The organism is Flavobacterium piscisymbiosum, from assembly GCF_020905295.1.
Classification (GTDB): domain Bacteria; phylum Bacteroidota; class Bacteroidia; order Flavobacteriales; family Flavobacteriaceae; genus Flavobacterium; species Flavobacterium piscisymbiosum.
In genome coordinates, this window is record NZ_JAJJMM010000001.1 from 4,386,731 (window position 1) to 4,399,496 (window position 12,766).

Here is a 12,766-nt window from a genome sequence, read left to right on the forward strand (position 1 = left end):
TTGTAACTTTGGGATTTCGCCTTCAAATTTATTTCAATGAAATACATCTTCCTATTTATTACCAGTTTCGTTTTTGCACAACAAACCCAATTTGTCGATTTTAAATCGGTTAACGGGCAATTGAAATTAAATGCCACAGATAAATCGGTTTACGGAATTGTCGATTATCGATTCGAGGTTTTAAAACCTATTGATACGATTAAAATCGATGCCAAAAACATGGAATTTTCTCGAGTTCAGCTTGATAGTAAAGACGTTATTTATATTAATACCGGCAAGGAATTACAGATTGTGAATCATTTTCAGAAAGGAGAAAACCAATTGACTTTCGAATATTCGGTTAAACCAAAACAAGCTTTATACTTTATAAATATTGATAATACAGAAACTCAAATCTGGACGCAAGGGCAAGGAAGATATACCAGTAATTGGTTCCCAAGTTTTGATGACGTAAACGAAAAAGTCATTTTTAGTTTAGGAATTACATACGAGAAAGAGTATCAGGTTGTTTCAAACGGAGTTCTAAAAGAAAAGAAACCCGAAGAAAATTCCATTAATTGGCAATATCAAATGGAAAAACCAATGAGTTCTTATTTATTAATGCTTGCTATTGGAAAGTATGATAAAAAAGAGTTTAAAGCAAAATCTAAAATTCCGTTAGAATATTATTTTGAGAATAAAGATGCCAGCCGCTTTGAGCCTACTTACAGATACTCAAAACGTATTTTTGATTTTTTAGAGAAAGAAATAGGAGTGAAGTATCCTTGGGAAATTTACAGAGAAATTCCCGTTCGTGATTTCTTGTATGCCGGTATGGAAAATACAACCACTACACTTTTTGCAACGCGTTATGTTGTTGATTCTATAGGTTTTGCAGATCGTAATTATACAAATGTTGATGCTCACGAATTGGCGCATCATTGGTTTGGCGATTTAATTACAGCCGAAAGCAGTACACATCACTGGCTTCAGGAAGGTTTTGCAACTTATTATGCAGCATTGGCCGAAAGGGAAATTTACGGAGATGATTTTTTATATTCGAAATTATATGAAACGGCACAACAGATAAAATTTGCTTCAAGAACCGATTCTGTTCCGGTTTTGAATGCCAAAGCGAGTTCATTGACTTTTTACGAAAAAGGTGCTTGGGCTTTGTTTGTTTTGCATGAATCTATTGGTGATAAAGCCTTCAAAAAAGCAATAAAAAGTTATTTGAAAAAATACGCTTATCAAACGGTAAACACGCAAAACTTCTTTGATGAAATAAAAAAAGTATCTGATTTTGATTTGGATAAATTTCAAAAAACATGGTTAGAATCGACTGCTTTTGATACACCAACAGCGAATGCTTTATTGAGTAAAAACAAAGCAATTCAAGTTCGTTTAGAAGTTGACAAGCTAAAGAAAACGCCATTGCCGGAGAAAATAGAGTTTCTAAGAAAAACGTTAGAATCTAATGTTCATGAAACTGTTAAAGAGGCAATTGTAAACCAAATAGAACCTGAAAAGTACGAAGCAAAAAAAGAACTTTTGCTAATCGCTTTGCAATCTAACAATGTGCAAGTCCGACAAGCTGTTGCAGGATCATTGTCGAAAATTCCGGAAGATTTTAGAACACATTATGAAACCTTACTAGACGATACATCCTATCAGACACAGGAAATTGCATTGTTTTATTTATGGAAAAACTTCCCGGATCATCGAACAGAATATTTAAACAAATCTAAAAACTGGATTGGTTTCAACGATTTTAATCTTCGAACATTATGGCTTTCATTAGCATTGTCGACTCCGGATTATAGCGATAATCCAGATGTTCAGGCCAATGAGTTAATTTCATTTTCATCTGTAAAATACGAAGCTACAACGCGACAAAATGCACTTGAAAAACTTATTGCGTTTAAAATAATTAACGATCAGGTTTTGAGTAATTTAGTTAGCGCAACAACGCATCATATGTGGCAATTTTCAAAATACGGAAGAGATACAATTCGGGTTTTATTAAAAAATTCTGAGATGCGTGCTTCGTTTGAAAGAATTTTGCCTAATTTGAACCCCGAAGAACAATTTCAATTGAATCGTTTGTTGAAAGAGTAGAATATATAGATTATAGAAGAAAGAGAATAGAGTAAAGAGCAAAGAAAATAGATTTTTCGCGCGTATCTCTTAGTCTTTTTTCTATATTCTTTACTCTATTTTCTCAAAAAAATCCAAAAACAAAACCTACTATATTTTATGAGAGCATTGGTTATTTCTGGTGGAGGGAGTAAAGGCGCGTTTGCCGGTGGTGTAGCGCAATATTTAATAGAAGAAAAAAATCATGAATACGATTTGTTTCTGGGAACTTCTACAGGAAGTTTACTAATTCCGCATTTGGCCCTGGGGCATATTAAACAAATTCACTCTATTTATACAAATGTTACTATGGCGAATATTTTCAATATTTGTCCCTTTGTGATTAAAACCAAAGAAGGAGTAGATATTGTTACTATAAATCACTTCAATGTTTTACGTCAGTTTTTTAAAGGAAAAAGAACCTTTGGAGAAAGTAAAGGACTTAAGAAATATATCAGGAACAACTTTTCTTTATCAGATTTTAATATGCTAAAGAAACAGAAAAACGATGTTGTTATTACAGTCACCAACTTTACTAAAAACGAATCAGAATATAAATCGATAAAAGATTGCACTTACGAAGAGTTTTGCGATTGGTCTTGGATTTCAAGTAATTATGTTCCGTTTATGAGTTTAGTAGAAAAAGATAATTACGAATATGGCGACGGAGGATTTTCAAGCCTGGTGCCAATTCGTGAAGCGATTAACCGTGGTGCTACCGAAATTGACGTAATTATTCTTGAAACCGAAGTCAATATGAATAAAACGGTTATTGGTAAAAACCCGTTTTCGCTTATGATAGATTTGTTTAGGATTGCTCTTGATCAGGTTGAAAAACACGATATTGCTATAGGAAAACTTATGGCAAACAACAAGAATGTAAAGCTTAACTTATATTACACGCCCACAAAACTAACAGATAATGCACTAATTTTTAATAAAGAAGTGATGAAAGAATGGTGGGAGCAAGGGTATGAATATGCTCAGAATAAGTCTGAGGTTATGAGTGATAATAGAGTTTAGCCTAAACTGAGTAAATTAAAAATGAAACAATATTACGGGATTTTATTTGCGGTTATTTACGCAATGTCTTTTAGAATTTTAGTCGAATTTGGTATTCTTGAATTTAATTCAATAGGTTATCTTATTGCTGTTCCGGTTATAATGGGGTATTTACCATTTCTGCTAGATCCGCGGGTTTTTGCAAATAGTTGTTTAAAAGCGGTATTATTTCCTTTAATAAGCTCTTTTTTATTTCTATATCTTGCTTTTAAAGCAAGGCTTGAAGATTTGGGCTGCTTAATTATTTTGCTTCCGCCATATTTATTGGTTTCTATTTTGATAAGTTTAGCCTTTAGATATTTTATTAGACTTAAAATGGAAAGCGATTATAATAAGGTTACTAAAAACAGTTTATTTATAATTATCATTCCAATTATTATAGGGAATATCGAGAAGTATGTAGAAAAAAAGGAGTCTGCTTTTCAAGTTTTACAAACAGTAAATATTAACGTTCCGAGCGAGGTTGTATGGAATAATTTATCTTCTGTTCCGGAACTTACAAACTATATTGACAATTCTGTGTATAGTTATTTAGGTTTTCCCAATCCTGTAAGATCAGAGTATAATGCGAAAACAAATACAAGATTAGGTTATTTTGATAACGGAGTTGTATTAAATGAAAAGATTATTGAATTGGACAAGTTCAAAAAAATGTCTTTTGCCATTAATGTAGAAAAATCAAAATTGGATTGCAGCCAAACGTTTAAACATGTTCTTAAAAATAAAAACTTAGTTTTTAGCTCGATAACCTATAAATTAGAAAAAATAAATGCTTCTAAAACGAAACTAACTCTTGTTTGTGATTATAAAATCAGAACAAATGTTCCGCTTTATGGAGAATTTTGGTCTAAAAATATTATTTCTGATTTTGAGAGCAAGTTGCTAAATGCATTGAAGAAAAATATTGAATTTAAAGAAAAATAGATTTAAATGATATTGAATTATGATAATATCTTTTGACCTTGATGATACTTTAATCTCAAATAAGTTTGAAGCAGAAAAATCGAATTTGTTTCATCAGTTTTTGAGTGTCGAAAGTTTGCGGAAAGGAACAATAAATTTGTTTAAAGAATTAAAAAAACAAAATCATAAAATTTATATTTACACGACTTCGTACAGAAGTGAATCCAGAATAAAATGGATGTTTTATTCTTACGGAATATCTGTTGATTTTATAATAAATCAGCAAAAGCATCAAAAAAAACTTCGTAAAACAAATGTTTATTGCTCGAAATTTCCGCCAATATTTAATATTGATATTCATGTAGATGATTCAGTTGGTGTTGAAAGAGAAGGCGAAAAATATGGATTTAAAACTATTATTATTTCTGAAACAGATGATAATTGGACTCAGATAATTTTGAAAGAAATAAATTTAAAAACACAAATAGCATAGAGATAAAATTCTAAAAATATGAAAAATATAATTGTATTTCTCTTCTTCTTTAATATAAATGCCTTTAGTCAGAGTAATATATGCAGAAGTTCTATTTGGGATAATTCAGAATTATTTCAGAAAAATGAAATCGATAAATATGACAATTATGATTTTTCAGGTTTATGGAATACAACTGAAAATAACGCCGTTGTTGGCGTTATAGGCGATAATTACCAAAGAATATTGATAAAGTTGACATCAATTAAAAGAAATGAAAAAAATAAAACAGAATATATAGTTCATGGTAAATCGAGTGTTAAATCGAATATTTGTGATTTTACGGGTACAATAACCATCGTGAAAATACAAGAACTTAAAAAGCTAAAATTTGGAGTTGATGATGAATATAAAAATGCAGGGATAAAAAGCCAGGGATTACTGGCGGCTAATTATAAATTTGTTGAAAATAAAAGTCAAAAAAATACGGGAGAATTTCAGGGAAAACTACAAACCATATTTTATATTGATAAACATAATTTAGCCAAATACAATGCTATTGAAAGTTACAGAGATAACTATTTTAATAATGCATTTGTTGGTATATGGAAATCTAATAATTCCGGAAAAGATAAAATTTGCAATTGGGGAGATTATAGAGTTCCCAACGTAAATTGCGATTTCGATATTGGAGCAGGAGAACTCAGTATCTCTCAAAAATACATAAAAAATGGATGGGAAGTTAAGCCAAAACAAAACTGGTGGAAATAAAAACGATTGCAGAGTTCAGATTTTAGATTTTAGATCGCCAAAGCATAATCTAAAATCTAAAATCTGAATTCTAAAATTAAAATCCTACCAAAGATCTGCAACCTCATTTTTAATGTAGGCTAAAGCAGCATTACTTGGTGATTGTTTCTCTAACAAATCATTCAAAATTACTTCGCGCAATTTATCTCCGCTGTCAACACGATCACTCATGGCAGCTTTTCGGATGATTTGAATGGTTGAGTTTTTGGCAGTTGTAATAATTGTCCAACATTCATCAGACATGTAAATTTGTTGTGTTAGATTATGTTCGAATTCCTGCTCGATCTGGTCGATTAGAAAGTTTTCGTAATCGTGTTTTTCGTTTGATATTGGCGCAACTCTAATCAATAATTTAGTAAGATTGATGCGTTCCAAATATAAAGTCATGCGCTCGTATGCCTGTAAACGTATAGGCAAAGATTGCTTTTGATATTCTCTGTTTAATAAAAAAGCACGTTTTTTATCATTGTTTTTAATATGCAATTCAAAAAAACGATAAGCCACAAATCCGGTAACAATGGCTGGTAAAGTATAACTGGCTAATTCTATAATTCTATTAAAATCCATTTGGTTCAAATTTTCAACAAAAATATACTTTTTGAGGAGAAATCCACTTTAATTTTTTTTGTAATAAATAAAAATGGAAGTTTACTTTTGTAGAGATTTTCTAAAACCGCCTGAAACACAATAATAATGGATTCATACATCATATTTTTTCTTTGTTTAGCTGCATTTGCAGCCGGATTTATTGATGCAATTGTTGGCGGAGGAGGATTGATTCAGACACCAATGGGATTGATTTTATTGCCCAATTTGCCTGTTTCGACAGTTATAGGAACTTTGAAAATTCCTGCCTTTAGCGGAACAGCTTTTGCGGCTTTTCAATACATGAAAAAAGTAGTAATTCAAAGGAAGTTGCTTTTGATAATGATGTGTCTGGCAGTTCCTTCGGCATTTTTAGGTTCTACTATATTAACATTGGTGAGCAATGATTTTATGAAACCGCTTTTATTGGTCGTTTTATCATTATTATTTGTTTACACATACGCAAAGAAAAATTTTGGTCAACATGTAGCCAAAGATCATTCAGCTACAACACAAATTATTTATGCCGTTGTTATAAGTGTTATTGTTGGTTTTTACGACGGATTTATTGGTCCGGGAACAGGAAGTTTTTTTGTGGTTGCTTTTATTGCTCTCTTAGGCTTTGATTTTTTGCACGCTTCGGCAAATGCTAAAATGGTAAATCTGGCAACGAATTTTGGTTCGATTTGTTTGTTTATGATCAAAGGAAAAATTATTTGGTCGATCGCAATTCCTATGGCAATTAGCAACGGACTTGGCGGATGGCTTGGTGCAAAACTCGCCATTAATAAAGGAAATGGTTTTATTAGGATTTTCTTTTTGATTGTGGTTGTGGGGACTTTGATACGATTCGCTTATGATGTATTTTATAAATGAAGGTGCTAAGACAATAAGATTCTTAGGTTCTAAGGTTCTCAGGCAATGTCATTAAGTTAAGCTTTTAGAAAATAAAATTATTGCAAATCAAATCTGTTCTTATCCGCGTTTTTACGAAGTAAATCTGTCTTATCCGCGTCAAAATTAGACGCTGATTTTACTGATTCCCTAAAGCGAAAACGCTGATAAAACGGATTTTTCTAATTAAATGCTTAAATGATTTTATAGATTTTTCCTTAACTTAATGACATTGGGTTCTCAGGTTTTTACTAATAGTTACGATGAAGACTTTATGAATTATTTGTCTTATCAATTAAATTCCTAAAAAAAAAACTTAGCATCTTAGAATCTTTGCAACTTAGCATCTTTCTCAAAAATGCCAATTGTTTCTAATCTAGCCCCGATAGAGGCGTTATCCTCGCAGTGGAACGGAGAGATATAGCCGAAAGCGGGAACAATGTTTCATGAAAAGCCTATTGTTTTGCTTCAAAAAAAACTTAGCAACTCAGTACCTTAGTACCTTAGGAACTTTCTTTTTAAATTCTTATTTTTGCATCAATTATGGAGAAAAATTTCATGCAAAAATACATTGACCAGCTCAATGAAGCACAGAGACAGCCTGTTTTGAAGAAAGACGGGCCAATGATTATTATTGCTGGTGCAGGTTCAGGAAAAACCCGTGTTTTAACGATTAGAATTGCTTATTTGATGGCGCAGGGTGTTGACGCTTTCAACATTTTGTCGCTTACTTTTACGAACAAAGCTGCTCGTGAAATGAAGCACAGGATTTCGGATATTGTGGGTGGACCCGAAGCAAAAAATCTTTGGATGGGAACTTTTCACTCGATTTTTGCGCGTATTCTTCGTGCAGAATCGGATCATTTGGGATACCCTTCTAATTTTACGATTTATGATTCTCAGGATTCAGCGAGACTGATTTCGTCTATTATCAAAGAAATGCAGCTGGATCGCGATGTTTATAAACCAAAACAGATTTTAGGACGTATATCTAATTATAAAAATAGTTTGATTACGGTAAAAGCCTATTTTAATGATCCGGAATTGGTAGAAGCCGATGCCATGGCGAAAAGACCAAGGTTGGGAGAAATTTATCAGCAATATGTAGAGCGCTGTTTTAAAGCGGGTGCGATGGATTTTGATGATTTGTTGTTGAAAACCAACGAATTACTGACTCGTTTTCCTGAGATTTTAGCGAAGTATCAAAACCGTTTTAGATACATTATGGTTGATGAGTACCAGGATACAAATCACTCTCAATATTTGATTGTAAGGGCTTTGTCTGATAAATTTCAGAATATTTGTGTGGTTGGTGATGATGCGCAGAGTATTTATGCTTTCCGTGGGGCGAATATTAATAATATTTTGAATTTCCAGAAAGATTATGAAGGTGTGATCATGTTTCGTTTAGAGCAAAATTACCGTTCGACAAGAAACATTGTTGAAGCGGCTAATACGGTAATGGAGCATAATAAAACAAAACTGGACAAAGTAGTCTGGACAGCAAATGATTTTGGGCAAAAGATAAAAGTGCATCGCAGTTTGACTGATGCCGAAGAAGGTCGTTTTGTAGCCAGTACGATTTTTGAACAAAAAATGATGAACCAGTTGCACAATGGTTCTTTTGCAATTTTATATCGTACCAATGCACAATCACGTGCCATGGAGGATGCCTTGAGAAAACGTGATCTTCCGTATCGTATTTATGGTGGATTATCATTTTATCAGCGTAAGGAAATCAAAGATGTTTTGTGTTATTTGCGTTTGGTAATTAATCCAAAAGATGAAGAAGCCCTTGTTCGTGTGATCAATTATCCTGCGCGTGGAATTGGTGATACGACAGTTGAAAAACTAACAATTGCTGCCAACCACTACAAACGTTCGATTTGGGAAGTAATGGTTAATATTGATAAAATCGACTTAAAACTAAACACTGGAACAAAGAATAAAATCAATGATTTTGTGACGATGATTCAGAGTTTTCAGGTGATTGATCAAAATCAGGATGCTTTTTATATCACAGATTATGTGGCTAAAAAAACCGGATTGGTTCAGGAATTAAAGAAAGATGCTACTCCGGAAGGAATGGCAAAAATTCAGAATATCGAAGAACTTTTAAACGGTTTAAAAGATTTTACTGAAGGACAAAAAGAAATTGATGGTGCAAGAGGGGCTTTGTCTGAATTTATGGAAGATGTAGCGCTTGCAACTGATTTAGATAAAGACACATCTGATGAAGATCGTGTGGCATTGATGACGATTCACTTAGCAAAAGGACTTGAATTTCCTCATGTTTTTGTAGTGGGTATGGAGGAAGATTTGTTTCCGAGTGCAATGAGTATGAGTACCAGAAGTGAATTAGAAGAAGAACGTCGATTATTTTACGTAGCTTTAACTCGTGCAGAACATCAGGCTTATTTAACTTATGCGCAATCCCGTTACCGTTGGGGGAAACTGACAGATAGTGAACCATCGCGTTTTATTGAAGAAATCGACGGACAATATCTGGAATATTTAACTCCTGCTGAAACAAATTACCGATACAAATCACCTATTGATGGGGATATTTTTGGAGATGTAGATAAATCGAAATTACGTTTAGCAAAACCTATTGGATCAACGCCGCCGAAACACGTTACGGATAATCAGCCAAAACCTGATTTGAACATTCGTAAATTGAAACCTGTTGCCGGTAATAATCCTAATAGTGCTGCGCCGAACTTATTCGATAATTCATTAACGATTGGAAATGTTGTAATGCACGAACGTTTTGGAAAAGGTGAAGTAGTTAATTTAGAAGGTGTTGGCGCTGATAAAAAAGCCGAAATAAAATTTGAAGTCGGAGGAATTAAAAAGCTATTGCTTCGATTTGCGAAATTAGACGTTATTGGGTAAAAGAGAAAAAAGAAAATAGATGCAAGAAAAAAGATTTGAGAAACTTAATTTTATTAAAATTTATCAGTTTTTTTAATTGTATTTATTTGGTATAATAATATAGTACTGTTTACACTGAAAGTTTTAAAATGGATAAAGAATAATCTTTATTCTATAATCTAACATCTTTATTCTAAAAAGAAAAATGGCTGAGTTCATAAAAATATATCCGGACAAACCAAGTGAAGCTGCTATTGCGAAAGTAGTAAAAGTGCTTCAGAGCGGAGGTTTAGTCATTTATCCAACAGATACCGTTTATGGTTTGGGTTGTGATATTACCAATTCGCGCGCATTAGAGAAAATTGCAAAAATAAAAGGAGTAAAATTAGAGAAAGCTAATTTCTCATTCATTTGTCATGATTTGAGCAATCTTTCAGATTATGTTCGCCAGATCGATACCTCTACTTTTAAGATCCTGAAAAGAGCATTGCCTGGGCCATATACTTTTATTTTACCTGGAAACAATAATTTGCCAAAAGAGTTTAAAAAGAAAACAACAGTAGGTATTCGTGTTCCTGATAATAATATTGCATTAGAGATTGTTCGGCAATTAGGAAACCCCATTGTTTCGACTTCTATTCGTGATGAAGATGATGTAATAGAATATACTACTGATCCGGAATTGATTTTTGAAAAATGGCAAAATCTTGTAGATCTTGTTATCGATGGAGGTTACGGAGACAATGTAGGTTCGACTATTATAGATTTGTCAGAACATGAACCCGTTATAATAAGAGAAGGAAAAGGAGATATTGATATTTTGTAAGAATAATTTATAAAACATCTAGGATAATATAAAAAGGTTTGGTTAATTAGCTAAAAATTAATCAAACCTTTTGTTTTTTATGAAAAAACTCTATCTTTTTATATTTTTGATGTCCTCTATTACTATATTTTCTCAAAGCATTCTTAAAGGTAAAATTTTAGGTAAAGATAATATCCCTTTAGAAGGAGTTAATATTTATTTTGACGGTACTACATTTGCAACCATTTCAGATGCAAAAGGAAATTATTCTATAGCTTATGAAGCCAATAGTAATAGTGTTTTAGTAATAAGCTTCATGGGATATGAAAGAGAATATCTTACTAGTTTAGACGTTTCTAAGCCATTAAATATTAAAATGACACTTTCTAAAAATCAACTTAAAGAAGTCGTCGTTAGCCAAAAAGAATTGTTTACCAGAGCTCAGAAATTAAAAATATTTAGAGAATACTTTTTAGGAAAAACAAATAATGCAAAATCCTCTGTAATAAATAATGAAGATGACATTCAGTTTAAGTACGATAAGAAAAAATTAATTCTGACTGCTTCATCCAATAAACCTTTGGTTATAGTTAATAGCTCTTTGGGATATAAAATTAATTATGAATTAGTAGGATTTGAAATTGTATTTGATAAAATCAGTATGAATTCTAAAGATGTAATAAATAATTTTTATCAGGGAGTAAGTCGTTTCGAGGAAGTTAATAATTCTGCAGAAAATTTAGAACGCCGAGAAAAAGCTTTTGAAGGTTCGCAAGTTCAATTTTTTAGAAATTTGGCAAATAAGGATTGGGGATCAGATAAATTTTTATTATTTAATGAATCTGATAGTATTGATCCAGATGTACGTTTCGGAATTATTAAGGAAGATGATCTTGTCAAAGTAAAAATTCTTCCACAACGAAAAGGAGAAATGAAAAATGAAGAGAATATAAAAGATATAGTAGCGTCTTACAATGTTATGTTCAAAAATAAAGAAGCATCCAAAATAGTTTTCCTGACAGATAGTTTTTATGTCTACAAGTATGGTAATAATTCAAACATTAACAATATACTATTTTTAGGCGGAATTGCAGAAAAGAAAGTGGGCGATTTATTACCTCTTAATTATGGCATGTAATGAAATTATTTTTTCATTATCTTAAGTGCATTTAAATAGGTCTATATATAGTGTATTTGTAAAAAAATACTTAAATCATATAAAAGTTAAAAATAAATAACTAACTTTAGATTAGTTAAAATTTAGTTAGTTTAAAGATAATGCTATTCTTAATTTATATTTAATTGGTTATTAAAAAAGTTAGGGATACATAAAAGCAGGTCAATTGACCTGCTTTTTCTGTTTAATAAAGTATGTGAAAAACTTAAAATTATTTTTGTTGTTTTTTCATTTCTTTTTCAATCATATCATAGAATTGATCGATTTTTGGCATAACAACGATACGAGTTCTTCTGTTGCGAGCTTTATCTTCTGCAGTATCATTAGCAACTAATGGTACATAAGAACTTCTACCAGCTGCGATTAATTTTGCAGGGTTTACACCAAGATCATTTGTTAACACACGTACAATAGATGTAGAACGTTTAACACTTAAATCCCAGTTGTCTAACAAAATTCCGTTGCTTTTGTAAGGAACGTTATCTGTGTGACCTTCAACCATACATTCGAAATCTGGTTTGTCGTTTACTACTTTTGCAACTTTAGCCAAAACACCTTTAGCTTTGTCAGTTACGTCATAGCTACCGCTTTTAAATAATAATTTGTCTGCAATAGAAATAAATACAACTCCTTTTTCTACATTGATTTCGATATCCGGATCATTAATTCCAACAGCACCTTTTAAGCTTGTAACTAAAGCTAAAGTTACACTGTCTTTTTTAGTTAATGCATCCTGAAGTCTAGATATTTTTAAATCTTTTTCTTTTAAACTTTCTAATGATTTTTCAAGATTTTCAGCTCCTTTAGTTGTTAATACAGTTAAATCTTTAGAAGTGCTTATTAAGTCTTGATTGTGTGCTTTATAACTTTCAGCTGTAGCTGCTAATCCTGCTTTTTCCTCTAAACAAGCATTTAGTTTTACTGTGCAAGAGTTTAATAAATCTTGTGTCTCTTTGTTCTTAGCTTCTAATGCTGCGTACTGCTTTTTCGATACACACGAAGTTAAGGCCATTAATACTGATAGTGCAATTACTATTTTTCTCATAGGTATTATATTTAATTAAACGTT

At 31.9% G+C, this 12,766-nt stretch carries 11 protein-coding genes; 9 read left to right on the top strand and 2 right to left on the bottom strand.

Annotation, left to right across the window (positions count from 1 at the left end):
* The first annotated feature begins 36 nt into the window (after positions 1-36).
* From LNP81_RS18870 to LNP81_RS18890, 5 genes are all read left to right on the top strand, one after another.
* On the top strand, positions 37-2,097 hold the full coding sequence (locus LNP81_RS18870) for a M1 family metallopeptidase (RefSeq protein WP_230038504.1): 2,061 nt from the start codon (positions 37-39) through the stop codon (positions 2,095-2,097).
* 138 nt (positions 2,098-2,235) lie between these two features.
* The gene (locus tag LNP81_RS18875; RefSeq protein WP_230038506.1) at positions 2,236-3,138 is read left to right on the top strand and encodes a patatin-like phospholipase family protein; all 903 of its coding nucleotides are present in this window, start codon (positions 2,236-2,238) and stop codon (positions 3,136-3,138) included.
* A gap of 21 nt (positions 3,139-3,159) precedes the next feature.
* A complete protein-coding gene (locus LNP81_RS18880; RefSeq protein WP_230038508.1) occupies positions 3,160-4,101 on the top strand; it encodes an SRPBCC family protein in 942 nt (313 codons plus the stop codon).
* Between the two features lie 19 nt (positions 4,102-4,120).
* Positions 4,121-4,573: an HAD family hydrolase gene (locus LNP81_RS18885; RefSeq protein WP_230038510.1), complete on the top strand. Its 453-nt coding sequence runs from the start codon at positions 4,121-4,123 to the stop codon at positions 4,571-4,573.
* Positions 4,574-4,591: 18 nt separating this feature from the next.
* Positions 4,592-5,323, top strand: a complete 732-nt coding sequence (locus LNP81_RS18890) for a hypothetical protein (RefSeq protein ID WP_230038512.1) — start codon at positions 4,592-4,594, stop codon at positions 5,321-5,323.
* Positions 5,324-5,407: 84 nt separating this feature from the next.
* Here the strand turns inward: LNP81_RS18890 and LNP81_RS18895 are convergent, their stop codons facing one another.
* Positions 5,408-5,929 (bottom strand): DUF7935 family protein, encoded by a 522-nt coding sequence (locus LNP81_RS18895; RefSeq protein ID WP_230038514.1) that lies wholly within the window; start codon positions 5,927-5,929, stop codon positions 5,408-5,410.
* 126 nt (positions 5,930-6,055) lie between these two features.
* Between LNP81_RS18895 and LNP81_RS18900 the strand changes: the two genes are divergently transcribed.
* The 4 genes from LNP81_RS18900 (at position 6,056) to LNP81_RS18915 (ending at position 11,658) form a co-directional block, all read left to right on the top strand.
* The gene (locus tag LNP81_RS18900) at positions 6,056-6,823 is read left to right on the top strand and encodes a sulfite exporter TauE/SafE family protein (RefSeq protein WP_230038516.1); all 768 of its coding nucleotides are present in this window, start codon (positions 6,056-6,058) and stop codon (positions 6,821-6,823) included.
* Between the two features lie 576 nt (positions 6,824-7,399).
* Complete coding sequence (locus tag LNP81_RS18905) at positions 7,400-9,736, top strand: ATP-dependent helicase (RefSeq protein ID WP_230038518.1); 2,337 nt, start codon at positions 7,400-7,402, stop codon at positions 9,734-9,736.
* A gap of 184 nt (positions 9,737-9,920) precedes the next feature.
* Complete coding sequence (locus tag LNP81_RS18910; RefSeq protein WP_230038521.1) at positions 9,921-10,541, top strand: L-threonylcarbamoyladenylate synthase; 621 nt, start codon at positions 9,921-9,923, stop codon at positions 10,539-10,541.
* 79 nt (positions 10,542-10,620) lie between these two features.
* Positions 10,621-11,658: a carboxypeptidase-like regulatory domain-containing protein gene (locus LNP81_RS18915; protein WP_230038523.1), complete on the top strand. Its 1,038-nt coding sequence runs from the start codon at positions 10,621-10,623 to the stop codon at positions 11,656-11,658.
* 250 nt (positions 11,659-11,908) lie between these two features.
* Here LNP81_RS18915 and LNP81_RS18920 read toward each other — a convergent pair whose 3' ends face one another.
* Positions 11,909-12,742: an OmpA/MotB family protein gene (locus LNP81_RS18920; RefSeq protein ID WP_230038525.1), complete on the bottom strand. Its 834-nt coding sequence runs from the start codon at positions 12,740-12,742 to the stop codon at positions 11,909-11,911.
* Positions 12,743-12,766 lie beyond the last annotated feature (24 nt).